The organism is Streptomyces longisporoflavus (assembly GCF_014649775.1).
GTDB classification, from domain to species: Bacteria; Actinomycetota; Actinomycetes; order Streptomycetales; family Streptomycetaceae; genus Streptomyces; species Streptomyces longisporoflavus.
In genome coordinates, this window is record NZ_BMTR01000001.1 from 36951 (window position 1) to 60772 (window position 23822).

Consider the following 23822-nt stretch of genomic DNA (forward strand, 5'->3'; position numbering starts at 1 on the left):
TCTACTTGAGCCCGAGCAGGCGGGCGGCGTTCTCCTTGAGGATCTTGGGGCGGACCTCGTCCTTGATCTCCAGCTTCGCGAAGTCGGCGAGCCAGCGGTCGGGCGTGAGGACGGGGAAGTCGGAACCGAAGAGCACCTTGTCCTTGAGCAAGGTGTTGGCGTATTGCACGAGCCCGGGCGGGAAGTACTTCGGCGACCACCCGGACAGGTCGATGTGCACGCCCGGCTTGTGTGTGGCGACGGCGAGGGCCTCGTCCTGCCAGGGGAAGGACGGGTGGGCGAGGATGATCTTCAGATGGGGGAAGTCCGCGGCGACGTCGTCGACGTGCATCGGGTTCGAGTACTTCAGCCGGATCCCGCCGCCTCCGGGCACACCGGCGCCGATGCCGGTCTGTCCGGTGTGGAAGAGGGCGACGCAGCCGGTCTCCTCGATGACCTCGTACAAGGCGTAGGCCAGAGCACGGTCGTTGGGGAAGAAGCCCTGGATGCTGGGATGGAACTTGAATCCCTTCACCCCGTACTCCTCCACGAGCCGACGGGCCTGTCGCACCCCCGCCTTTCCGCGGAACGGATCGATGGACGCGAACGGAATCAGCACGTCGGGGTGGGCGGCCGCGGCCTCGGCGACTTCTTCGTTCGGGACGGGCACGGTGCCGGTGGCGGACTCTGCGTCCACGGTGAAGACGACGGCGGCCATCCTGCGTTCGCGGTAGTAGGCCGCCATCTCCTCCAGGGTGGGCTTCCGCGTGCGCCCCTCGACCTTGAAGTACGCGCTGGAGGCGGCGTCGAGGTCCTCGTCGAGCGAGGCGTGCCCCTGCGAGGAGACCTCGGCGTGGGTGTGGACGTCGATGGCGGTGAGCTCGGCGAGGTCCATCTCCCTCACGCTCCGGGGATCTTGGGGGCGGGAATGCCGACCGACTCCGGGTCGGCGCCCACCGAGGTGGGCCAGGCCGCGGCGATGGTCTCCGGGGTCCAGCCGCCGTCCGCGTAGGCCACGGAGGCTTCCCGGGGGTGCGACCACAGGGTGAGCCGGTCGCCGCCGATGCCGACGCACTGCCCGGTCACCTCGCGGGCGTGGCCGGAGGCCAGGAAGGGGACGAGCGCGGCACAGTCGTCGGCCGTCCCGAACCCCTCTGTCTTGCGGAGGAAATCCGGCAGCGGCTGCCCCTCCTTCATGGCCTCGATGTACGGGGCGAAGGCGGGGATGGTCTCGGTCATCGCGGTGGCGGCCACCGGCACGATCGCGTTGACGTTGATGCCGGCCCTGGCGAGCTCCATCGACCACGTACGGACCATGGCGGCGATACCGGCCTTGGCGGCGGAGTAGTTGGTCTGCCCGAAGTTGCCGCGCTGCCCGGCGGGCGAGCCCACCAGAATCAGGCTGCCGCCCTCGCCTTGCTCCCGCATGCGTACGGCGGCGGCGCGGGCGCAGGTGAAGGTGCCCCGCAGATGGGTGGTGACGACGGCGTCGAAGTCCTCGTCGGTCATCTTCCACAGCACGCGGTCGCGCAGGATCCCGGCGTTGGTCACCATCACGTCGAGCCGCCCGAACTCCTCGACGGCGCGTGCGACGAGCCGCTCTGCGGCTTCGCCGGTACCGACCGCCGCCACCTCGGCGACGGCGCGTCCGCCCGCCTCGGTGATGGTCTTGACGGCCTGCTCGGCCGCCGCCTCGTCGACGTCGTTGACGACCACGGCGGCCCCGGCGCGAGCGAGGGCGGAGGCGTAGGCGAGACCGAGGCCGCGCCCGGAACCCGTGACGACGGCGACCTTGCCGCTCAGATCCACGGTGTATGAGTCCAGCACTGAGAAACCCCTTCGACAGGCAGCGAATGCGGATGGGTCGGCGGAGGCGGGGAACGCGACTCCGGTCGGTGGCGGCCCGCGGAAAGGAAGCTAAGACAAACCGTTGTTGACGTCAATGGTTGTTGCCGACATCGATCATGCGGCATGCTGGACACTGTTGACACGGCCGACGACGACGCCCGTCGGCCCGCCGTACGCCCGCGAACCACCGATCAGGGAGAGCGCCCTTCATGACCAGCCGGAAAACCACCGCCGAGCCCGTGAAGGAAGAGTCCGTCGACGAGGGCGCGCCCTGGATGAAGGGCCTCCACGCCGACGCGGGCTACCTCCTCTACCGCCTGGGCCTGCGCTCGGGGCAGCTCTTCAACGCGGCGCTCCAGAGATCCGGCCTCCGCCTGCGTCACTACGCCCTGCTGCGCTATCTGGCCACCGTGGAGGGCGCGGCACAGCGCGAACTGAGCCAGGAGCTCGGCTACGACCCCAGCGCGATCGTCGGCCTGGTCGACGACCTGGAACGCCTGGGCTTCGTCGAACGCCGCCCGGCCCCCGACGACCGCCGCCGCCGCATCGTCGCCCTCGCCCCGGCGGGCCATGACTTCTTGCGGGACTCGGATGAGGTGGCCCGGGGGGTCACCGACGAACTACTGGCTCCGCTCGGTGCGGGGGAGCGGGAGATGTTGCATGTGCTGTTGTCGCGGGTGGCGCATACGGATGGGGGATGACCCCGAGCGGCGCGTGTGCGCAGAACCGGCGTGCCCGGCACGACGGCGACGGTGGCGCGGGGCGGCCATTTGTCGGCGAATGGATGCGGCGGCGAATGGCCGCCCCGGCAACCGCGTTCGGGTCAGGGGTTCGCGGGGAGTTCCGACCTCACCTCGCGTGCCGCCGCGACCAGGTTCTCCAGGGACGCCTTGGTTTTGGGCCAGCCGCGGGTCTTCAGGCCGCAGTCGGGGTTCACCCACAGGCGGTCGGCGGGGATGGCCTCGAGGCCCTTGCGCAGCAGGGCCGCTGCTTCCTCGGTGCTGGGGATGCGGGGGGAGTGGATGTCGTAGACGCCGGGGCCCGCCTCGCGCGGGTAGCCGTGTTCGGCAAGTTCGCGGGCCACCTGCATGTGCGAGCGGGCGGCCTCCAGGCTGATGACGTCGGCGTCGAGGTCGTCGATGGCTCGGACGATGTCGCCGAACTCGGCGTAGCACATGTGGGTGTGGATCTGGGTGTCCGGGCGTACGCCGCTGGTGGTGAGGCGGAAGGACGCCGTGGCCCAGTCCAGGTACGCGGCATGTTCGGCGGCACGCGGCGGGAGCGTCTCGCGCAGCGCGGGCTCGTCGACCTGGATGACGGAAGTGCCCGCCGATTCAAGGTCGTTGACTTCGTCGCGCAGGGCCAGGGCGACCTGGCGGGCCGTGTCGCCCAGCGGCTGGTCGTCACGGACGAAGGACCAGGCGAGCATCGTGACGGGGCCGGTGAGCATGCCCTTGACCGGACGGTCGGTGAGGGAGTCGGCGTACGCGGTCCAGCGCACCGTCATCGGCTCGGGACGCGAGATGTCGCCGGCCAGGATCGGCGGGCGGACGTAGCGGGTGCCGTACGACTGGACCCAGCCGTGCTGCGTGGCGAGGTAGCCGGTGAGTTGTTCGGCGAAGTACTGCACCATGTCGTTGCGCTCGGGCTCGCCGTGCACCAGGACGTCGATGCCCGCCTTCTCCTGGAAGGCGATGACCTCGCGGATCTCGGCACGGATGCGGTCCTCGTAGCCCGCCGTGTCGATGCGCCCCGCGCGCAGGTCGGCGCGGGCCGTGCGCAGTTCGGTGGTCTGCGGGAAGGAACCGATGGTGGTGGTGGGAAGGAGCGGCAGGCCGAGGCGGGTTCGCTGGGCCGCCGCACGCTCCGGGTAGGCGTGCGCGCGGCGGGCATCGGCGTCGGTGACGGCGGCGACGCGGGAGCGTACGGCCGGGTCGTGGGTCAGGGCCGAACCTGAGCGGGACGCCAGGTCGGCCCGGTTGGCGGCGAGTTCGGCGGTGACGGCGCCCGTCCCCTGGATCAGACCGCGGGCCAGCGTGGCGATCTCGGCGGTCTTCTGGTGGGCGAAGGCCAGCCAGCGGGCGATCTGCGGGTCGATGTCCCGTTCGGCGGTCGAGTCAAGCGGCACGTGCAGGAGGGAGCACGACGCGGAGACGTCGACGCGGTCGGCGAGACCCAGGAGAGTGCCCAGGGTGGACAGGGACTTCGACAGGTCGTTGATCCAGATGTTGCGGCCGTTGACGACGCCCGCGACAAGGCGCTTGCCGGGAAGGCCGCCGACGGCCGCGAGGTCCTCCAACTGGCTCGCGGCGGACTCGGTGAAGTCCAGGGCGAGCCCCTCGACCGGAGCCTTGGCGAGGACCGGCAACGCCTCGCCGAGCCTGCCGAAATATGAGGCGATCAGGAGCTGCGGACGGTCGGTGAGGGCGCCGAGATCGCGGTAGGCGCGGGCGACGGCGTTGAGTTCGGCCGGGGTGCGGTCCTGGACCAGGGCGGGTTCGTCGAGCTGCACCCACTCGGCGCCGGCCGCACGCAGGTCGGCGAGGACCTCGGCGTACACGGGCAGCAGCCGGTCGAGCAGCGTGAGCGGCTCGAAGTCGGCGGCCACACCGGGCGCGGGCTTGGCGAGCAGCAGATAGGTGACCGGGCCGACCAGGACAGGACGGGCGGCGAGGCCGAGGGCGAGGGCTTCCTTCAGCTCGGCGACCTGCTTGGCGGAGTCGGCGGAGAAGACGGTGTCCGGGCCGAGCTCCGGCACGAGGTAGTGGTAGTTGGTGTCGAACCACTTGGTCATCTCGAGCGGCGCCACGTCCTGCGTGCCGCGGGCCATCGCGAAGTAGCCGTCGAGCGCGTCCGTGCCGACGGCCTCGCGGTGCCGCCGGGGGATCGCGCCGACCATGACGCTGGTGTCCAAGACATGGTCGTAGTACGAGAAGTCGCCCGTCGGCACCTCGTGGATGCCGGCGTCGGCCAGGTGCTGCCAGGTGGCCCTGCGCAGGCGGACCGCGGTGTCCCGGAGGGCGTCGGCGGTGACGCGGCCCTTCCAGTAGCCCTCGACGGCCTTCTTCAGTTCCCGGTGGGGGCCCTGGCGGGGGTAGCCGTACACGGTGGACCGTGCTGCCGCGGCCGCGGACTTCGATGTCACGGAAATCTCCTTCGCGAGATGACTCCTGAGCACCCCGGTGACGGGACACGGACGCGAAGGGATGACGGACCCGGCGGACCGGACACGCGCCGTCGGCGCGGAACTCCGCCTGATCTGTACGCCGACCCGCCCACGAGGTCACCGGGATGTCCGCACATGAGGGATCACGTACGGGCAACGGGCAGGTCTTCGGACTCGCGGGCACATCTGCCGGGGCAGATCCCTACTGGCCGTCGCTTCCCGGATCCGCCTGGATCCAGTGCGTATGACGGCGGTCGTTCCCACTCACCGCTGCGGGGCAGTCCCGGATTCCCACCGGGTTCCCTCTTGCGACGCGTCTGCCTGGCGGGCAGGGCGAACCAGCTGCACGGGCCACCCTAGAGGGCGCGCGACCCGCCGAACAGCTCTGATCGCATTCCGGACCGTGAGGTGAGACACGGACCCCGGGCCCCGGCCCCCGGCGCGACCAGGGCGTACGCCCTGGCCGCGTGCGCTCGCGTGTGCCACAGGCGCGGGCCCCCCGCAAGTTGTCAGGAAACTCCGTCGAGCACTAGGGTCACCACGCCTTGGTGAACGGGAAATCCGGTGTGATGCCGGTGCGGCCCTCGCCACTGTGATCGGGAAGTCCGGCTCCAGCCCTTGCGGCAGCCACTGGGTGCGTACGCACCCGGGAAGGCGGAGTCCGGTCGGTAAGACCCGTCAGCCAGGAGACCGGCCAAGGCGCGTTGTCCATCCACGAGGTGCTGGAGAGGGTCTGCTTAGCCATGCACATTGCCGAGGGTTTCCTCCCACCGGCGCACGCGATCGCCTGGGGCGTAGCGTCCGCGCCGTTCGTCGTCCACGGAGTCCGCTCCCTGACCCGTGAGGTCAAGGAGCACCCCGAGAGCACCCTGCTCCTGGGCGCCTCCGGTGCCTTCACCTTTGTCCTTTCCGCGCTGAAGATCCCCTCCGTGACGGGCAGTTGCTCGCATCCCACGGGAACCGGGCTCGGCGCGATCCTGTTCCGGCCGCCGATCATGGCGGTGCTCGGCACGATCACGCTGCTCTTCCAGGCGCTGCTGCTCGCCCACGGCGGGCTCACCACCCTCGGCGCCAACGTCTTCTCCATGGCCATCGTCGGTCCATGGGCCGGATACGCCGTCTACCGCCTCCTGAAGCGTTACGACGTGCCGCTCATGGTCGCCGTGTTCTTCGGCGCGTTCGTCGCCGACCTGTCCACGTACTGCGTCACCAGCGTCCAGCTGGCCCTGGCGTTCCCCGACCCGAGCAGCGGATTCGTCGGCGCCCTCGGCAAGTTCGGCGGCATCTTCGCCGTCACGCAGATCCCGCTGGCCGTCAGTGAGGGCCTGCTCACCGTCGTGGTGATGCGGCTGCTCGTGCAGTCCAGCAAGGGCGAGCTGACGCGGCTCGGCGTACTGCTGCAAGGCGGCAAGAAGGCGGATGAGGGCGGCAAGAAGGACACGGACGCCAAGAAGTGCACGGACACCGAGAAGGACACGGACACCAAGTCGGAGACGGGGGCCAGCGCCTGATGAGCCGGAACGCGAAGATCAACACCCTGCTCCTTCTCGTCGTCGCCGCACTCGCGGTGCTGCCGCTGGCGCTCGGACTCGGCGACGACGAGAAGGAGCCGTTCACCGGGGCCGACGCCCAAGCCGAAACCGCGATCACCGAGATCAAGCCGGACTACGAGCCCTGGTTCTCCCCGCTGTACGAACCCCCCTCCGGGGAGGTCGAGTCGGCGCTCTTCGCCCTGCAAGCGGCCCTCGGCGCGGGCGTCCTCGCGTACTACTTCGGCCTGCGCAAGGGACGCAGGCAGGGCGCCGAACAGGCGCGGGCCGAGGAAGCCACCGAGGAGCAGACCGCGGACGCGGAGGGCGGCCGGCCCGGGGCCGGGCAGGTCTGAGTCCGCGTGCTGCCCATTGACGCGGCGGCGCACAGCAGTCGCTGGCGCCGCCGCCACCCCGTGGACAAAGCCGTGCTCGGGCTCGGCCTCACCGTCCTCGCCGTCTGTCTGCCGCCCTGGCCGGGCGCCGCCCTGGTACTGCTCACCGCGCTCACCGTGCTGCTCGGACCCGCCGGGGTGCCGCCGCGCAAGCTGTGGCGCGCCTACCGCGTACCGCTCGGCTTCTGTGTCACCGGCGCCCTGACCCTGATCGTCCAACTCGGCGGGCCCGAAGGGTTCGTCACCTTGGCGGACGGCGGCCCCGCACGGGCGGGCGGTCTGCTCCTGCGCACATCGGCCGCCTCGCTCGGCGTCCTGCTCTTCGCCTTCACCACACCCATGTCGGACCTGTTGCCCCGCCTGGTCAAGGCGGGCGTCCCGGCGCCCGTCGTGGACGTGGCCCTGGTCATGTACCGGATGAGCTTCCTGCTCCTGGACTCCATGAGCCGTATCCGGCAGGCGCAGGCCGCACGCCTCGGCCACACCACACGCGCCGCGACCTGGCGCTCCCTGGGCGGTCTCGGCGCCACCGCGTTCGTGCGGGCCTTCGACCGGGCGACCCGGCTGCAGGCCGGGCTCGCCGGACGCGGCTACGACGGCACGCTGCGGGTGCTCGTGCCCGAGGCCCGGATCTCCCGGAGCTTCGTGGCCGCGAGCGCGGCACTCCTCACGGGCCTCGCGGCCCTCACCCTCGTACTGGAAAGGCTTCTTCGATGAGCGAGCCGAGCGCTCCCGACCGCGAGCGAGAGCGGGAGCCTGGCGCGTCCTTGGTCGCTCTGCGCGCCGCGTCCTACGCGTACGAGGACGGGCCCACCGTGCTCAGCGACCTGGACTTCGACGTCACCGAGGGCCGCGCCCTCGCGCTCCTGGGGCGCAACGGCAGCGGCAAGACCACCCTGATGCGGCTGCTGAGCGGCGGACTCCGCCCGGACCAGGGCGACTTGATCCTCGGGTCCGCCCCCGTGACGTACGACCGCAAGGGCCTCACGCGGCTGCGCACCACCGTCCAGCTGGTCGTGCAGGACCCGGACGACCAGTTGTTCGCCGCCTCCGTCGAGCAGGACGTGTCCTTCGGTCCGCTGAACCTGGGGCTGTCCGACGCCGAGGTCAGGGCCCGGGTCGCCGAGGCCCTCGCCGCGCTCGACATCAGCGCCCTCGCGGACCGCCCCACGCACCTGCTCTCCTACGGCCAGCGCAAGCGGACGGCCATCGCGGGCGCCGTCGCGATGCGCCCCCGCGTACTGATCCTCGACGAGCCGACCGCCGGGCTCGACCCCGACGGACAGGAACGCCTCCTGACCACCCTGCAAGGCCTGCGGGACGCGGGGACGACCGTGGTCATGGCCACCCACGACGTGGACCTGGCCCTGCGCTGGGCCGACGACGCCGCGCTGCTCACCCCCTCGGGAGTGCGCACCGGGCCGGTCGCCGAGATGCTGGCCCGGCGCGAACTCCTGGCGCAGGCGGGCCTCACGCTGCCGTGGGGTATCGCCGTCAGGGAACTGCTGCGCGACAAGGGCCTGCTGGAGGGCGAAGGGCCGCGCACCCCGGAGGAGTTGGCGGCCCTGACGGCCTCGGCGATGCCCGGTGCGTCAGCCGGCTGACGGGCCCGGAGCCCGGACGCGGCCCGGCAGCAGCGCCGTGGCCAGAAGGGTGATCGCGGCGAGCGCGAGCCACGGCGCCCAGGACGGAAGACCGGCGTCCAGGAGCGAGCCGGTCGCGGCGCTGCCCGCGAGGACGATCAGGCCGGAGACCGAGGACAGGGCGCCGGTGTAGAGGCCGAGCCTGCCGTCGGGCGTGAGATCGGGGACCCGGGCGCGGGCGGCCGGGGCCACCAGCATCTGCCCGAGCGTGAGCAGGACGACGAAGGCGGCGGCGGGCAGCAGCCCGGCGACACCCGTCCAGGCCGCCGGGCGCGCGAGGGCCACGACGGCGAACCCGGCGGAGATGAGCACGAGCCCGGCGGCCATCGAGCGGCGCTGGTCGAGCCGGCCCGCCGCCCAGTGCGTGACCGGCAGCTGTGTGGTCACCACAAGCAGCGAGGAGAGGGCGAAGAGCCAGGCAAGCGGCGCCTGTGACCCCGCCGCGCGCTCCACCTCGTCGGGGAGGGCCAGATAGAGCTGGTTGTACGCCAGGAGATAGGCGCCGTACGCACAGCACACCGCCAGGAAGCGGCGGTTGCGCAGCATGTCGCGTACGCCTCCTCGTACGCGGACCCGCTCGCGCCCCGGGATGTGCTGCGGCAGCAGCCACAGGTGCCCGGCAAGGACGAGGACGAAGACCCCGGAACCCGCCAGGCATACGGTGCGGAAGTCGACGGAGAGCAGCAGCGCGCCGAGGAGCGGGCCAAGGAACGCGCCGGCCTGGCCCGCCACGGTGAGCAGGGCCAGGACGCGGGTGCGCGGGCCGCGTCCCGCCTCCTCCCAGAGCACCGCCTGCCGGGCCACCTCTGATTCCACGGCGGGCGAGAACAGGGCCGCGGCGAATCCGATCAGGAGGACCGCGCCGATGACCGACCAGGTCTGCTGCGCGTAACCGAGCCAGCCGAAACCGGCGATGCGCAGTACGCAGCCGGTGAGTACGACAGGCCGTACGCCGTACCGGTCGGTCAGGGCGCCGCCCACCACGAAGAGCCCCTGCTGGCTGAAGGTCCGCAGGCCGAGCACGAGGCCGACCAGCCAGCCCGCCATGCCTATTGCCGCGCCCAGGTGCTCGGCCAGGAAGGGCAGTACGGCGAAGAAGCCGATGTTGAAGGCGAGCTGGGTCAGGATCAGCAGGCGCAGCAAGGGGGAGAGGCTCGACCAGGTCCGTTCGCGGCGCGAGAGCAGCGCGGGCCGGGTCCGGGTCCGGAGCAGTTGACGCCGCCCGCTCATCGGGCAGTCGTTCCTGCCGTGACCAATTCCCGCGCCGCGGGCCGCGCTTCGGCCGCCCGGGGCGGTTCGTCGGGCCCGAGCCCGCGTCCGCGCCCGAGCCCGCGCCGTGAACTGCGGGGAGTCCACACCCCGCCCGCCGCCGTCACCGCGAGGGCGCCCAGGAGGGCGAGGGCGGCTGCCGGGGCGAGCAGCGCCCAGGGGGCGCGCTCGGCGTAGGGCTGGTTCTCGGCGAGCAGCAGACCCCACTCGGGGGACGGGGGCTGGGCCCCCAGGCCGAGGAAGCCGAGGGCGGCGAGGGCCAGCGCGACGGAGGGCAGACGCAGCAGGGCGTGGCGGGTGACGGGCACAAGGACAGCGGGCAGCAGATGGCGCCGGAGTTGGTGAAAGCGTCCCGCGCCCAGACTGCGCGTCGCCGTCAGATGGAGGGTGGCGCGCTCCTGGAGAAGCAGCGCGGCGGTGTGGGCGGCCAGCGGGACCCAGGCGACGGCGGCCACCGCGATGGCGGGGGTGGCGGCACCGCTGCCCGCTACGCCGGCGACGACGAGACCCGCGAGCGTCGGCGGAATGGCGTTGAGCGTGTCGAGCAGCGGGCCCGAGAACCGGGGCACGAGACCGAGCAGGACGCCGGCCACCAGGGCGAAGGCGCTGATCCCCACGGCCAGGGCGAGGGTGTGGAGCGCGCCGTGCCCCACCCTGGCGAGCACGTCGCGCCCCAGGGCGTCCGTGCCGAACAGGTGCGCCGACGAAGGCGCCTGGAGCCGGGCCGCGGTGTCCAGGGCGAGGGGATCGCGGGCCAGGCCGAGCAGGATGACGCCGAGGAGCAGTCCGCCGTAGAGCAGCGGCAGTCGGCTCGGCGCGGGCGGCACCGGGCTGTGCAGGGTCGGCAGCGCGCCGTCGCGCAGGGCAGGACCGGTCGTGAGCCGGGCCGCGATGCGGAACAGGCCGCCCGCCACGGCGGCGAGCAGCACGAGCGCGAGCGTGCCCGCCTGGAGGACGGGCAGATCCTGTGCCACCGCGGCCTGCAGTGTGGTGCGGCCGAGTCCGGGGATGTCGAAGATCTGCTCCACGGCGACCGCGCCGCCGGTCAGACCCACCAGGAACAGGCCGAGGTTCGGAAGGAGCGCGGGGACGCAGCGGCGCAGCGCCTGGCGCGCGACGCGGCCGCCCGGGATGCCGCGCGCCGCCGCGGCCCGCGCCCACGGTTCGGCGTAGGCGCCGGGCAGCAGGTCGTCGAGGAGCCGTCCGAGCAGCGCTCCCGCGGGCAGCCCGAGCGAGACGGAGGGAAGGACCATCCACTGGGGCCCGTACCAGCCGAGCGCCGGCAGCCAGCCCAGATGTACGCCGATGACGGTGGCGAGGACCGAGGCGGTGAGGAACTCGGGCAGTGCGGCGAAGATCGCGGCGCCGCCGCGCGCGCGGCGGCGTCCGGAGAGTCGGCGGCGGGAGCCGAGCCACAGTGTGCGGGCGCACACCGCGCCCGCCGTGAGAACGGCCACCACGAGCGCCCCGGACATGAGGAGCAGCGAGACGCCCAAGGACTGCGCCACGGAGGGCAGCACGGCTTCGCCGGAGATCCACGACTGCCCGGCGTCCCCGCGAAGGAGCCCGCCCGTCCACTGGCCGAGCAGGTGCAAGGGGCCGTGGTCCAGGCCGAGTTGGGTACGGACGGCGGCCAGGGCCTCGGGGGCGGGCGTGCGCTCCGCCGACCTGGCCTTGAGCACGGTCAACGCCGGGTCGGTACGCGAAAGCCACGGCAACAGGCCGATCAGGCACAGCAGCGCCGTGGCGAGGACGACGCGCCAGAGCAACGCAGGCCCACCGGCACGGCCGAGCCTGCGCACGCCGCGTGCCGTTCTGCGCCGACTGCTGCGAGCGTCGCGTGCGCCGCCTGCTGCTTTGCGCCAGCCGCTCCCGGCGTCGCGTGCGCCGCCTGCCGTATTGCGCTCGTCGCTGCCAGCGTCGCGTGTGCCGCCTGCCGTACTGCGCCCGCCGCCCCCCGCGTCGCGCCCGCCGTCCTCGGTTTTGCGCACGCCGCCCTCAGCGCCTCGTGCCAGCGCCGGTGCCGGTGCCGATCAGTGTTCGCTCGTACGGGTCGAGGATTTCGCCCCGCACCGAGCCGCCGACGCCCGTGATGATCCGCTGGTGGACCAGCGGGACGACGGCGTCCGTGCCGAGGATCCGGGCCTCGGCGGCCATGGTCGCGTCCTGCCGCTTCGCGGTGTCGGCCGTGTTCTCGGCCTTCTCTACGGCCTTGTCGACCGAGCTGTCGCACAGGAGGGAGAGGTTGTAGCTGCCGTCGCAGGTGTAGTCGCTGGCGAGCACCGAGACGGGGTCGCCGGTGTCGAGCATGGTGTTGCGGGCGCCGACGAACGCGTCGAACTTCCCCTCGAGGGCGTCGCCCTCGATGCGGGAGGACTCGCGGACCTCCAGCTTCACCTTGAAGCCGGCCTTCTGCAGCTGCTGCTTGAGCACTTGGGCGACCTCGGGCAGCTCGGGCCGGTTGTCGTAGGTGCCCAGGGTGATGGTCTGCCCGCCGGGTGCTTTCGGCTTGGCCCGGCCCTTCGGCTCGGTGCGCTTGCCGTCGGCCCAGTTGAGGGCGGGGCCGAAGATGCCCTTGCCGGTGTCGGCGTGGCCCTCGTACACGTCCTTGGCGAGTGCGGAGGTGTCGATCGCGGCGCGGGCGGCGGCGCGCAGGCCGGGGTCCTTGAAGGCGCCCTTCTCGGTGTTGAGCTGGAGCGCGGTGGTGCGTGCCGTGGCGGTCTCGCGGGCGTGGCCCTTGTCGAGGGATGCGGCCTGGGAGACGGGGACGGCCTCGGCGATGTCCACGTCACCCGTGCGCAGGGCGTTCGTGCGCGCGGTGCCGTCGGCGATGAACCGGGCGTCGACGCCGGAGGCCCGGGCGAGGCCGCCCCAATAGTCGTCGAAGCGGTCGAGCGTGGCCGCGCTGGCGCCGGTGGACTTGGTGAGCTCGAAGGGGCCGGTGGCGGTGCCGACCGGACTGACCTTGTCGCCCTTCCCGTACGCCTTCGCGGAGAGCACGGCGAGGCCGGGGCTGGACAGGCGCAGCGGAAGCGCGGGGTCCGGGTCGGCGGTGGTGATCCGGACCCGGTCCTTGCCGACGGGCTCGGCGGTGAGGGAGGCCCCGGAGAGCGCGGCGGTGACGGGCTTGGCCTTGCCCGCGTGGGTGAGGGCCGACGCGACGGCGGCGGGCGTGACCCGGCTGCCGTCCTGGAAGTCGGCCTGGCGCAGGGTGAAGAGCCAGCTGCGGTCGTTCTCCTGCTGCCAGGACGCGGCGAGCGAGGGAGCGGCGGTACCGTTCGCGTCCAGCTTGGTCAGGCCCTCGGTGACGCCGAGGCGGCTGAGGAGGGTGGCGTCCGCACCGTACGGGGAGAAGTTCTCGGAGGGCGGGAAGGCCAGCGCGACCTTCAGCCGGGCGCCGCCCGCGGTGCCGCCCGAGGAGTCGTTCTTCGCGGCGAAACAGCCGGTGAGCAGGGGTGCGACGAGCAGTCCTGCTATGAGCGGGCGGGGGCGGACGGAGCGCATGGTCCTCGTTCTCGGTGGGGGTGTGTCCGAAGGTGAAGCAGCAGCAGCCACGGAGATTACATGACAACCATTTCCATTAGGTGGGCGGGGGCGGGTCCGCGGTGGTCGGGTCCGCCGGGATCGAATCCGGAAAGGGTGCGATCGAGATTTACGGCCGCATGGGAACTTCGAAATGCACGACTCGCGACGCGCCGGAGTCCTCGCGTTCGTCGTGCACCACCTTCCCTTGGGAGCGCCAGAATCCTTCGGCGCCGGTGACCTCCGGATCGGTGTGCAGATACACGGACCGGTATCCGCCGTCCGCGGCGGCGAAGTCGAGCAGCTCGCCGACCAGGCGCCGGGCGAGTCCGCGGCGCCGGTGCTCGGCGCGCACGTAGACGCGCCGCAGCTGTGCCGTCTCGCCCGAGGGGAAGCGTTCGGAGATCCAGGCCGGGTTCGGCGGATGGGCGGGGCCGCGGGAGTCGAGCGCGGCGGTGGCGGCGACCGACCCGTCCCGCTCGTCCACCGCGACGAGCAGGGTGTGGCGGGCGGGCCTCAGATATGCGCCGTCGAGGTCGATGATGTCGCCGTGCCAGTGCGGCACGTAACCCGTGCCGAAGTCGTGGTAAACGGTGTCGAGCATGACGGCTCGCGCGGCGCCGAGGTCGTCGGCGGTGGCCGTCCGGATGCGGTAATCAAGCACTTGCACATCCTATGCATTAAGCCGTCACGCCTCGCCGCCCGGTGAGCGGCATTGCATGACCATGCGAAGTCATGCATACTCTTCCTATGTCCAAGGTCCTCACCTCTCTTCCCACCGGCGAGCGCGTCGGCATTGCCTTCTCCGGCGGTCTCGACACCTCCGTCGCCGTCGCCTGGATGCGCGACAAGGGCGCCGTCCCCTGCACGTACACCGCCGACATCGGCCAGTACGACGAGCCCGACATCGCCTCCGTGCCCGGCCGCGCCTCCGCGTACGGCGCCGAGATCACCCGTCTCGTCGACTGCCGGGAAGCGCTGGTCGAGGAAGGCCTTGCGGCGCTCGCCTGCGGCGCGTTCCACATCCGCTCGGGCGGCCGTCCCTACTTCAACACCACGCCGCTCGGCCGTGCCGTGACCGGCACGCTCCTGGTGCGGGCGATGCTGGAGGACGGGGTGCAGATCTGGGGCGACGGCTCCACGTTCAAGGGCAACGACATCGAGCGGTTCTACCGGTACGGGCTGCTCGCCAACCCGCACCTGCGGATCTACAAGCCCTGGCTGGACGCGGACTTCGTCACGGAGCTCGGCGGCCGCAAGGAGATGTCGGAGTGGCTGCTCGCGCATGAGCTGCCCTACCGCGACTCGACCGAGAAGGCGTACTCCACGGACGCCAACATCTGGGGCGCCACGCACGAAGCCAAGACCCTGGAGCACCTCGACACCGGTCTTGAGACGGTCGACCCGATCATGGGCGTCAAGTTCTGGGACCCCTCGGTGGAGATCGACACGGAGGACGTGACGATCGGCTTCGACCAGGGGCGCCCGGTCACGATCAACGGCAAGGAATTCGCCTCCGCGGTCGACCTCGTCATGGAGGCCAACGCGATCGGCGGCCGGCACGGCCTCGGCATGTCCGACCAGATCGAGAACCGGATCATCGAGGCCAAGAGCCGCGGCATCTACGAGGCCCCCGGCATGGCGCTCCTGCACATCGCCTACGAGCGCCTGGTCAACGCGATCCACAACGAGGACACGCTGGCCGCGTACCACAACGAGGGCCGGCGCCTGGGCCGCCTGATGTACGAGGGCCGCTGGCTGGACCCGCAGGCGCTGATGATCCGCGAGTCGTTGCAGCGCTGGGTCGGCACGGCGATCACCGGCGAGGTGACGCTGCGGCTGCGGCGCGGCGAGGACTACTCGATCCTCGACACCACGGGCCCGGCGTTCAGCTACCACCCGGACAAGCTCTCCATGGAGCGCACCGAGGACTCGGCGTTCGGCCCGGTGGACCGGATCGGCCAGCTCACCATGCGGAACCTCGACATCGCCGACTCCCGCGCGCGCCTCGAGCAGTACGCGGGTCTGGGTCTTGTCGGCTCCGGCCACCCGACGCCGATCGGCGCCGCTCAGGCCGCGTCTACCGGTCTGATCGGCGCCATGGACGGCGGCGGCGCCGAGGCGATCGCCTCGCGCGGCGAGACCGCCGACGAGGAGTCGATGCTGGACCGCGCCGCGATGGAGTTTGGCACGGACTGACACCGGACACCGGTCGTACGCGACTGACGGCGGGCCCCCGGCGGATTCTGATCCGCCGGGGCCCGCCGCGTTGTCGCGTCCGTCCCGGGTGCGTGTCCCAGTGAGTCACATGTCCCATTGGGACATTTCGAGGAGTAGAGTCGGATGCAGGAGCGCCGGGGGGACCAGGAAGCGCACAGCACGAAAAACGAGAAGAGGCATCCCAGATGTCAGCGCACGAAACCCCCGCCACGTCCGCCGAGATGAAGGCCGTCCAGTACCGCACCGTCGGCGCCGCCCCCGAGGTGGTCACCGTCCCGCGCCCGGAGCCGGGCCCCGGCCAGGTGCTCCTGAAGGTCACCGCCGCGGGCGTCTGCCACTCCGACATCGCGGTGATGAGCTGGCCCGCCGAAGCACTCGCCTTCCCGCTGCCGCTCACCCTCGGCCATGAGGGCGCGGGGACCGTCGCCGCGCTCGGCGAGGGCGTCACCGGCTTCGAGATCGGCGACTCCGTGGCGGTCTACGGACCCTGGGGCTGCGGAGCCTGCCTGATGTGCGCGCAGGGCAAGGAGAACTACTGCACGCGCGCCGGCGAACTCGGCATCCTCCCGCCGGGACTCGGGGCGCCCGGCGCCATCGCCGAGTACATGATCGTGGACGACCCGCGCCACCTGGTCCCGCTGGACGGTCTCGACCCGGTGACCGCCGTGCCGCTCACCGACGCGGGCCTGACTCCGTACCATGCCATCAAGACCTCGCTGCCCAAGCTGACCCCCGGCAGCACGGCCGTGGTCATCGGCACCGGCGGCCTGGGACACGTCGCCATCCAGTTGCTGCGCGCGCTGACCCCGGCACGCGTGATCGCCCTCGACGTCACCGACGAGAAGCTGCGCCTGGCTCGCGAGGTCGGCGCCCACGAAACCGTCCTGTCGGACGAGCACGCGGCGCCGAAGGTGCGCGAACTGACCGGCGGACTCGGCGCCCAGGCGGTGTTCGACTTCGTCGGCGCGCCGCCCACCATCGCCACGGCCACCGCCTGCGCCGCGGTGGAGGCGGACGTCACGATCGTCGGCATCGGCGGGGGAGTGGCGTCCGTCGGCTTCGGCGTGACGCCCTACGACGCGGCGGTCCGCGCCCCGTACTGGGGCAGCCGGTCCGAGCTGATCGAGGTCCTCGACCTGGCCCGCTCCGGCGTGATCGACGTGCACGTGGAGACGTACGCCCTGGACGACGCGCCCAAGGCGTACGAGAACCTGCACGAGGGCCGGATCAACGGCCGGGCGGTCATTCTGCCCAACGGCTGATCCGGCCCGGTGTGCACCGTTGCCTGTTGCCTGTTGCCTGTTGCCTGTTGCCCGCGCCTAGACGCGCAGCAGTTGCTCCATGGACTCGCGGTACTGCCGCAGCGCGAGGCGCAGTTCCTCCGTATGCGCTTCGGTGTCCATGTCCTGCCAGCTGGTGCGCAGGGAGCGCCGCCGTTCCGTCAGGGTTTCGGTCAGGTGCCTGACGGCGTCGTCGTAGAGGCTGTCGGCCTCCTCGACCGCCTGACGCGGGCTCTCGACGAACGTGCTGAGGGCCTGTTGCAGGCGCAGGCTCAGCTTGTCGCGCTCGTCCTGCGGGAGCAGTTCGGCGCCGGTGGCGTGCGCCCCGGGGGTGTTGGCGTGCACGGGGCCGGAGCCGTGAGCGGGGCCGCCGGAACCCTGAGCGGGGCCGGGAGCGGGCGCCGGGGCAGGAGTCGGGGCGTGAACCGGAGCGCCGCTCCCCAGGCCGGGCTCGCGCGGTGTGTTGCTGCCGAGGCCCGGCTCGCGCGCTGTCTCGTACGGCGCTTCGTGCGGTGACTGGTGCGGCGTCTCGTGCGGTGTGAGGCGTCGGGCGTCCGTCATGACGTTCCACTTCCCTTCGCGTGACGTCGGGGCAGGGCCCACGGCGTGTTGCCGCGGGCGGCGGTGGCCGGCTCGGTGTGCCGAGTGGAGTCGGCCGCGTGCTCGGCTACGAGGTCGTCGAAGAGGCGCCGGGCCTCGACCATGGCCGCCCGCATTTCCTCGGTGCCGCCCTGTCCGCGCGCGGCCGTGTGCACGCCGCGGTAGCCGTGGACGGAGTGGGCGTGGTGGACGGAGAGCGCGGCCACCTGATCCTCGAAGCGCGCGCCGTCGGGGAAGCCCCGGTCCCTCGCCAGGCGGGCAAGGAGCGCGTCGGCCTCGATGACGGCCTGCTGCGGTGATTCGACGAACTGCTCCTGTACACCGGCCCATTGGGCCACGTAGCGCTCACGTGCGCCGGGCGGCAGGGGCTCGGCCTTGACTGAGCCGTGCAGTCGTACGCGTTCGCGGAGTTCCTGTTCGGCTGCCCGTACGTCGCCGTTGTGCCGGGCGACGGTGTAGTCGTACTCGGGCCCGAAGCGGGACTTCAGGCCGCGTCCGCCGCCCCTGGCTCGCCGCAGTCCGACGAAGAGGACGGCGGCTGCCGCGATGACGACCACGGCGATGATGACGGCGGTGATCATGGCTGCCTCCCTTTGTCTCGTGGTCCGTTCGGCGCTGTGGCCGGCCGATGGGCACCCACACGCGTGGGTACCGATCGGGGCGTCTGTGATCAGCGGTTGAACGGCTGATTCTGTATCTGCACGGCAACCGAGTACCCCCATGCCCGGCGATCAGTCGGATGGGTCGTACGAGAGGCTTCGGATGGGTCGTACGAAAGGCTCAGGAAGCGCCGAAGGTGCGCCGGTAGGCCTCGGGCGGCAGGCCCGTGACACGGGTGAAGTGGCGCCGCAGCGTGGCGGACGTGCCCATGCCCGTCCTGGCCGCGATCCGCTCGATGCTCTCGTCGCTCGACTCCAGCAACTCCTGCGCCTGCCGCACGCGCTGGCTGAGCAGCCACCGCAACGGCGCCGTGCCGGTGACGGCGTGGAAGTGCCGGGCCAGATTGCGGCTGCTCATGCCCGCTTGCCGGGCCAGGTCCTCCACCGTGAGCGGCTGGTCGAGGCGGGCGAGCACCCAGGGCAGCAGCTCGGCCAGCGGATGGTCGCGCCCATGCGCCACCGGCGCCGGGATGAACTGCGCCTGCCCGCCGTCCCGGTGAGGGGGCGTCACGAGCCGGCGGGCCAGTGCGTTGGCCACCGTCGCCCCGTGATCGGCGCGGACGATGTGCAGGCACAGGTCCATGCCCGCGGCCTTCCCGGCCGAGGTGAGCACGCTGCCCTCGTCGGTGAAGAGCACCCCGGCGTCGACCGTGACGCGGGGGTGGAGCGCGGCGAGTCTGTCCGCGTGCGCCCAGTGCGTCGTGGCGCGGCGGCCGTCGAGGAGCCCGGCCGCCGCCAGGACGAAGGCGCCGGTGCACAGCGAGACGATCCGGGCGCCTGCCGCGTGGGCGGCGCGCAGAGCGTCGAGCAACTCGCCCTGCGGTTTCCCGCCGATGTCGCGCCAGGCCGGGACGATCACCGTACGCGCCGCGGCGACGGCGTCGAAACCGAGGGCCGGATCGGCGCGCAGCCAGTCCCCGACCCGCGTCCCCTTCGCCCCGCACACGCTGAAGGAGTACCAGGGCCCGGCCAGGTCGGAGTGGTCCGAGCCGAAAACCTCGAAGGCCGCCGCGGCCTCGAAAAGCATGCTGCCCTCAGGAAGTGCCATCGCCACGGTCCGCATGTCCGAAACTGTACGCCCCTCGTCATTCCGGCCACTGGTGAGGTGTCCGCGGACCGCCGACCATGGTGTGAGCAGGGCACACGGCCCTCTCGGACACCGGGAGTCAACCATGAGCAGCACCCCCAACGCCCGTGCCGCGACGGCCCTTTCGGGCACCGGCGTCTGGTCCGGCGGGCCGGCCGTCGCCGTCGTCGGCGCCTACGGCCACACCGGCCGTTTCGTCGTGGCGGAGCTGCTGCGCCGCGGTGCCGCGCCGCTGCTCGTGGGACGCGACCGGGGGAAGCTCGACGCGCTGCGCGATCTGGCCCCTGACGCGTCGGTGCGCGTGGCCTCCACCGAGGACGCGGCGTCCCTGGACCGGGCCCTGGACGGTGCGGTGGCGGTGGTCAACTGCGCGGGACCATTCCTCACGACCACCCTCCCCGTCGCCGACGCCGCGCTGCGCGCGGGCATCCCGTATCTGGACGTCGCCGCCGAACAGGGCGTCAGCGCAACGCTCTTCGATTCCTACGACGAGCGTGCGCGGGAAGCGGGCGTCGTCGTCGCGCCGTCCCTGGCGTTCTACGGCGGCCTGGGCGACCTGCTGGCCACCGCCGCGCTCGGGGACTGGCCGGACGCGGACGAGATCACCCTCGCGTACGCCCTGGACAGCTGGCACCCGACCCGGGGCACCCGGATCACCGGAGAGAGCAACGCCGGGCAGCATCTCGTGTACTCGGGAGGCAGGCTGCGTCCCTTCGGCTACTCGCAGGAGGTCTTCGCGTGGGACTTCCCCGAGCCGTTCGGCACCGGGGACGCCTCCGAGTTCGCGACGGCCGACCAGGTCACCCTGCCGCGCCATGTGCGCACCCCCGAGGTGCGGGCGGTGATGAACCTCGCGCCGCTGCGGGACATCCGCGCCGGTGACACCCCGGAGCCCGTCGCCGCAGACGAGGGCGGGCGCTCCGCGCAGACCTTCGTCGTCGAGGCGATCGTCCGACGCGGCAGGGAGAGCCGCCGCGCGGTCGCGGGCGGGCGCGACATCTACGCCGTGACCGCGCCGTTGGTCGTGGAGGCGCTGGAGCGCGTCCTAGGACGCACGGCGGCGCCGGGCGTGCTGGCGGCCGGGGAGGCGTTCGACGCGGCGGACTTCCTGCGCGCGCTCACGCCCGCCCACCTCACCCGGCTCGATCTGCCGTCCGCGGCGCTGGTCCGCTAGAGGTCCGCGACCCGCACCGAGAGGCCGTAGTCGAGTTCGGACCCGTCGACCAGGAGCGCCTCGACGGTGCGGGTAGCGGGGTCGATGTCGGCCTCCATCCCGTCGCCCGTGTACCGGGGGAACCCGGAGGCTCCGGTCTCTCCGGTGGCGACCACGACGGCCGAGCGCAGGGCGCCACGGCCGTCGGTCGTACTTTCGCCGTTGCCCGAGAACTCGGGCACCAGCAGGATCTCGAAACGCTGCGCGACAGTGCTCATGCACGTGACGCTAGACAGGACCGGCGCGCCACGCACGTCCACCGGGCCGAGCGGAGCCGGAAACAGCTCTAGCCGAGCGTCAGGTCGACCAGCATCCGCCCCCGCAGGAGGTCTTCCGGTCGCGGTTCGACGCGGACGGTGGCCTCGGCCGTGCCGGGCGGGCCCGAGAGAGGGTCCGCCCGGCAGGTGAGCGTGTACACGCCCGCCGTGGGAGCGCTGAGGGAGAACCGTCCCTCGGCGTCCGTCATGGCAGCGATGTCCGGCAGGGGCTGGGGCCCGTCCGTGAACAGGACGTGAGCGCCCGTCACCGGGGTGCCCGAGGCGTCGCGGACGACGCCGGTGATCTCCACTGCTGAGCTGCTGCCGCTCATCGGGGTCCGCTCACGCCTTCCACGCCACGTAGTTGTTGTAGACCGGGGTGGTGAACCGGGTTCCCGAGTTCACCCGTGATCCGCCGTAGGCGTGTATGCCGAAGCCGTAGCGGCCCGTACTGTCGATGCGGTAGACGGAGCTGCCGCTCTGCCCACCGGCGGTGTCGATGTCGTAGTACACCTTGCGCGCGGCGACCGAGTCGATACCGCGTGCCGCGTACCACTGCGTCCCGGACGGCTTGTCGCCCGGATAGCCGGAAATGTTACCGGTGGTCTTGAGCAGGTCCGAGTCAGACCAGACGCCGAAGCCGAACCAGCCGGTGGTGGAGCCGATGTTGTTGGGCGTGATGATGGCGCCGTAGTCGAAGTTCTCGTCGCCGTTGGTCGTCCAGCCGGTCACCGAACGGAAGCTGGTGCAGGTGATGCTGCCGTAGGGCAGTGCGGCGCCGTTGCGGCCCGGCATCACCTGGATGCTCTTGACCCAGCCGTCCCGGCCCGCCACGCCGCTGCCCTTGATGTAGACGCAGTGCCCTGCCGTGGCGAGGGTGTGCGGGCCCAGGAGCCAGCCGGTGCCCTGGAAGAGGGCGTTGTCGCGGGCGGTGATCAGCAGGTAGCAGTGCACCCGCCAGGGATACACGCTGGTGTTGGTGATCTGGATGCGGTCGTCGGGACCGTGCACGGTCTCCGGGCCGGGCGGGGGCGGGCCGAAGGACGCCTCTCCGATGTCGGGCAGCGAGGCGGTCGGGGCCGTCCAGGCCTCCGGCGCGAAGTGGTCCGGGCGCTGATAGCCCTCGACGTTCTCCAGGCCCTCGCCCATCGAGTGCTGGGCCTGGCCCTGTGTCCCCTCGGAGGGCGGCTGCAGGACCGCTCCCTGCTCGGTGGTCAGAGACAGGGCTCCGTCGTCCGGCTCGTTCGTCACTGAGGTATGCGGATCTTGCGCCATTCTGGATCACCGGCTTTTCTGAGAGCTGCGATGTGATGCCTGTCCGGACGCCGCGGCCGCAACGTTTTGGCTCAATGCCCCTTCTACTGCTGCCGGACAAGTGCCGCAATAAGCCTTTTGCGCCGACCGTCGCGCGGGTGCGCGTCGTGCCCCGCGAAGGCCGGATACGTCAACTGAACGGCTCCCGGGCCCCATTCGGCGCTGAGGGCGCCAGTTCGCCCCGCCGCCTCACGGCGGACGGTCCCGGTCCGGTCCCAGCAGCCCCGGCCGGCACCCGCGCCCCGGCCACCGTGGGAGCGTGCGGGACGCGGGTGCCTCGATCGCGTCCTGAATACGTGGGCAGGCTCCTGAGCGTGCCGTTCCGCATGTAAGCGTCAGGGGCAGACAGTCTCCCCACGGGCCGCGCGTTAGCCTCGTCCGGTACGACAAGGCGGCGGAAGGAAGACGGGCGTGGCGGAGCAGGAGCGGCGTTCCCGGCGGCGGGGGCAGGGTGAGCTCGAGGCGCAGGTCCTCTCGGCCCTGCGCGAGGCGGACGGCCCCGCGACCGCGGGCTGGGTGCAGGAGCGGCTCGACGGCGACCTGGCGTACACGACCGTCGTGACGATCCTGAGCCGGCTCCTGGACAAGGGCGCGGTGACCCGCGAGCGCGCCGGCCGCTCCTTCGCCTGGACGCCGTCGTCCGACGAGGCGGGCCTCGCGGCCCGCAAGATGCGCAAGGTGCTCGACGGCGAGAGCGACCGGGAGGCGGTCCTCGCCAGCTTCCTCACCGCGCTGCCGCCCGGCGACGAGGCGCTGCTGCGCGAGCTCCTGCGCCAGGCCGAGGCGGAGAGGGACACCTGAACCGTCATGGGGATGTTCGTCCTTCTGCCGCTCGTGCTGCCGCTGACGGCCTGGCCGGTCGCCCGGCTCGCCGAGCAGCGCCTGCACCCGCGCACCGCCACCCGGCTGCTCACCACGGTCGCCGCCGTCATGGCGCTCGCCAGCACCCTGTGCCTGGGCCTGCTCATGGTCGTCGGAACGGCCCAGCTGCCCGGAAATCCCCTGCCGGACGGCTGGTCGGACCCCGAGGTGCGCGCCGCCGTCCCGTACGACGAGATCGCCGGACGCCTGGCCATCCCCGGTCTGCTCGCCGTGGCCGTGGCCTGCGGCCGGACCCTGTGGCGCCACCGCCAGGTACGCCGCCGCGCCCACCGCGCCCTCGCCGGGCTCCCCGGCACCTCCGTCGCGGTCCTGCCCGACGAGGAGCCCTATGCGTACGCGCTGCCCGGCGGCGCCCGCGACCGGGTCGTCGTGACCACCGCCCTGCTGGACTGCCTCGGACCCGCCGAGCGCCGCGCCCTGTTCGCCCACGAACGCGCCCACCTGGCGACCCGGCACCACCGCTATCTCCTCGCGGTGCAGCTGGCCGCGCGCGCCAATCCCTTCCTGCGTCCGCTGCGCACGGCGGTGTCCTACACCACCGAGCGGTGGGCGGACGAGGACGCCGCCCACGCCGTCGGCGACCGCAGGACCGTTGCCCGCGCGATCGGCAAGGCGGCGCTGCACTCCCGCGGCGCCCCGGCCCCCACCCTGGCCGGACTCGCCGCGCCGGGGCCCGTACCGCGCCGGGTGGCGGCCCTGCTCGGCCCCGCGCCCGCGGCGCGCAGCTGGCCCTCGCTGTTCACCGCGGTGGGGCTCGCGGCCTGGGCGGCGACCGCGGGGGCGGCGATCTCCGCCATGTCCTCGGCGAACTCGGCGGTGACGATGGTCCTCATCCTGCACGCGGCCACCCCGCTCTGAGGCCATAGGACCCTGCCGGTACGGTTTGCCGTTCCTTTACAGTGGCTGTAGAAGCAACTCCGCTTCCCCGCCACCGCCCTCGTGCGCCATGCCGTACGAGT

General features: G+C 72.2%; 23 protein-coding genes and 2 riboswitches. Of the genes, 10 read left to right on the top strand and 13 right to left on the bottom strand.

Going from position 1 to position 23822, the window contains the following annotated elements; genetic code table 11:
- Window position 1 precedes the first annotated feature (1 nt).
- Together IE226_RS00175 and IE226_RS00180 are read right to left on the bottom strand one after the other, a co-directional pair.
- Window positions 2-874: an amidohydrolase family protein gene (locus IE226_RS00175; protein ID WP_190079511.1), complete on the bottom strand. Its 873-nt coding sequence runs from the start codon at window positions 872-874 to the stop codon at window positions 2-4.
- Window positions 875-879: 5 nt separating this feature from the next.
- The gene (locus tag IE226_RS00180) at window positions 880-1803 is read right to left on the bottom strand and encodes an SDR family NAD(P)-dependent oxidoreductase (protein WP_308429399.1); all 924 of its coding nucleotides are present in this window, start codon (window positions 1801-1803) and stop codon (window positions 880-882) included.
- 233 nt (window positions 1804-2036) lie between these two features.
- Between IE226_RS00180 and IE226_RS00185 the strand changes: the two genes are divergently transcribed.
- Window positions 2037-2528, top strand: coding sequence for a MarR family winged helix-turn-helix transcriptional regulator (locus IE226_RS00185; protein WP_229870273.1), 492 nt, complete (start codon window positions 2037-2039; stop codon window positions 2526-2528).
- A gap of 122 nt (window positions 2529-2650) precedes the next feature.
- On the opposite strand, the gene metE is transcribed toward IE226_RS00185, so the two are convergent.
- Entirely contained in the window at window positions 2651-4972 is a 2322-nt protein-coding gene (metE, locus tag IE226_RS00190; protein ID WP_190078840.1) for a 5-methyltetrahydropteroyltriglutamate--homocysteine S-methyltransferase, read from the bottom strand.
- A 163-nt stretch (window positions 4973-5135) separates the two neighbouring features.
- Window positions 5136-5351: riboswitch (cobalamin riboswitch) on the bottom strand.
- Window positions 5352-5522: 171 nt separating this feature from the next.
- Window positions 5523-5706, top strand: a riboswitch (cobalamin riboswitch).
- A gap of 30 nt (window positions 5707-5736) precedes the next feature.
- On the opposite strand from metE, the gene IE226_RS00195 reads away from it, so the two are divergent.
- Genes IE226_RS00195 through IE226_RS00210 form a run of 4 tightly spaced genes read left to right on the top strand, consistent with a single transcriptional unit; the run spans window position 5737 to window position 8521 of the window.
- Window positions 5737-6504 (top strand): energy-coupling factor ABC transporter permease, encoded by a 768-nt coding sequence (locus IE226_RS00195; RefSeq protein ID WP_229870276.1) that lies wholly within the window; start codon window positions 5737-5739, stop codon window positions 6502-6504.
- Window positions 6504-6878: an energy-coupling factor ABC transporter substrate-binding protein gene (locus tag IE226_RS00200; protein WP_190078841.1), complete on the top strand. Its 375-nt coding sequence runs from the start codon at window positions 6504-6506 to the stop codon at window positions 6876-6878. Before IE226_RS00195 ends, IE226_RS00200 begins: the two co-directional genes overlap by 1 nt.
- Window positions 6879-6884: 6 nt before the next feature.
- Complete coding sequence (gene cbiQ / locus IE226_RS00205; protein ID WP_190078842.1) at window positions 6885-7634, top strand: cobalt ECF transporter T component CbiQ; 750 nt, start codon at window positions 6885-6887, stop codon at window positions 7632-7634.
- Window positions 7631-8521, top strand: a complete 891-nt coding sequence (locus tag IE226_RS00210; protein WP_190078843.1) for an energy-coupling factor ABC transporter ATP-binding protein — start codon at window positions 7631-7633, stop codon at window positions 8519-8521. The genes cbiQ and IE226_RS00210 overlap by 4 nt, the downstream gene beginning before the upstream one ends.
- Here the strand turns inward: IE226_RS00210 and IE226_RS00215 are convergent.
- The 4 genes from IE226_RS00215 to IE226_RS00230 form a co-directional block, all read right to left on the bottom strand.
- Window positions 8510-9790: an MDR family MFS transporter gene (locus IE226_RS00215; protein WP_190078844.1), complete on the bottom strand. Its 1281-nt coding sequence runs from the start codon at window positions 9788-9790 to the stop codon at window positions 8510-8512. The genes IE226_RS00210 and IE226_RS00215 overlap by 12 nt on opposite strands.
- Window positions 9787-11631: an ABC transporter permease subunit gene (locus IE226_RS00220; protein WP_229870405.1), complete on the bottom strand. Its 1845-nt coding sequence runs from the start codon at window positions 11629-11631 to the stop codon at window positions 9787-9789. The genes IE226_RS00215 and IE226_RS00220 overlap by 4 nt, the downstream gene beginning before the upstream one ends.
- Before the next feature lie 196 nt (window positions 11632-11827).
- A complete protein-coding gene (locus IE226_RS00225; RefSeq protein ID WP_190078845.1) occupies window positions 11828-13333 on the bottom strand; it encodes an ABC transporter substrate-binding protein in 1506 nt (501 codons plus the stop codon).
- A gap of 148 nt (window positions 13334-13481) precedes the next feature.
- On the bottom strand, window positions 13482-14015 hold the full coding sequence (locus tag IE226_RS00230; RefSeq protein ID WP_190078846.1) for a GNAT family N-acetyltransferase: 534 nt from the start codon (window positions 14013-14015) through the stop codon (window positions 13482-13484).
- Between the two features lie 86 nt (window positions 14016-14101).
- On the opposite strand from IE226_RS00230, the gene argG reads away from it, so the two are divergent.
- On the top strand, window positions 14102-15550 hold the full coding sequence (argG, locus tag IE226_RS00235; RefSeq protein ID WP_190079515.1) for an argininosuccinate synthase: 1449 nt from the start codon (window positions 14102-14104) through the stop codon (window positions 15548-15550).
- A 242-nt stretch (window positions 15551-15792) separates the two neighbouring features.
- The gene (locus tag IE226_RS00240) at window positions 15793-16833 is read left to right on the top strand and encodes an NAD(P)-dependent alcohol dehydrogenase (RefSeq protein ID WP_190079516.1); all 1041 of its coding nucleotides are present in this window, start codon (window positions 15793-15795) and stop codon (window positions 16831-16833) included.
- A gap of 57 nt (window positions 16834-16890) precedes the next feature.
- Here the strand turns inward: IE226_RS00240 and IE226_RS00245 are convergent, their stop codons facing one another.
- The 3 genes from IE226_RS00245 to IE226_RS00255 form a co-directional block, all read right to left on the bottom strand.
- Window positions 16891-17412: a hypothetical protein gene (locus IE226_RS00245; protein ID WP_190078847.1), complete on the bottom strand. Its 522-nt coding sequence runs from the start codon at window positions 17410-17412 to the stop codon at window positions 16891-16893.
- Window positions 17409-18032 carry a hypothetical protein gene (locus IE226_RS00250; protein ID WP_190078848.1) on the bottom strand — a complete coding sequence of 208 codons (624 nt, stop codon included), beginning with the start codon at window positions 18030-18032 and terminating at the stop codon, window positions 17409-17411. Before IE226_RS00250 ends, IE226_RS00245 begins: the two co-directional genes overlap by 4 nt.
- A 199-nt stretch (window positions 18033-18231) precedes the next feature.
- Window positions 18232-19173, bottom strand: coding sequence for a helix-turn-helix domain-containing protein (locus tag IE226_RS00255; RefSeq protein WP_190078849.1), 942 nt, complete (start codon window positions 19171-19173; stop codon window positions 18232-18234).
- Between the two features lie 109 nt (window positions 19174-19282).
- Here IE226_RS00255 and IE226_RS00260 point away from each other — a divergent pair, with 109 nt between their 5' ends.
- On the top strand, window positions 19283-20371 hold the full coding sequence (locus tag IE226_RS00260) for a saccharopine dehydrogenase family protein (RefSeq protein ID WP_190078850.1): 1089 nt from the start codon (window positions 19283-19285) through the stop codon (window positions 20369-20371).
- Here IE226_RS00260 and IE226_RS00265 read toward each other — a convergent pair.
- From IE226_RS00265 to IE226_RS00275, 3 genes are all read right to left on the bottom strand, one after another.
- Window positions 20368-20628: a hypothetical protein gene (locus tag IE226_RS00265; RefSeq protein WP_190078851.1), complete on the bottom strand. Its 261-nt coding sequence runs from the start codon at window positions 20626-20628 to the stop codon at window positions 20368-20370. The genes IE226_RS00260 and IE226_RS00265 overlap by 4 nt on opposite strands.
- Window positions 20629-20696: 68 nt before the next feature.
- Entirely contained in the window at window positions 20697-20999 is a 303-nt protein-coding gene (locus tag IE226_RS00270) for a carboxypeptidase-like regulatory domain-containing protein (RefSeq protein ID WP_190078852.1), read from the bottom strand.
- A 10-nt stretch (window positions 21000-21009) separates the two neighbouring features.
- Window positions 21010-21918: a trypsin-like serine peptidase gene (locus tag IE226_RS00275; RefSeq protein ID WP_229870278.1), complete on the bottom strand. Its 909-nt coding sequence runs from the start codon at window positions 21916-21918 to the stop codon at window positions 21010-21012.
- Between the two features lie 474 nt (window positions 21919-22392).
- Here IE226_RS00275 and IE226_RS00280 point away from each other — a divergent pair, with 474 nt between their 5' ends.
- On the top strand, window positions 22393-22782 hold the full coding sequence (locus tag IE226_RS00280; RefSeq protein WP_190078854.1) for a BlaI/MecI/CopY family transcriptional regulator: 390 nt from the start codon (window positions 22393-22395) through the stop codon (window positions 22780-22782).
- Window positions 22783-22788: 6 nt separating this feature from the next.
- Window positions 22789-23721: a M56 family metallopeptidase gene (locus IE226_RS00285; protein ID WP_190078855.1), complete on the top strand. Its 933-nt coding sequence runs from the start codon at window positions 22789-22791 to the stop codon at window positions 23719-23721.
- The last annotated feature ends 101 nt before the right edge of the window (window positions 23722-23822 follow it).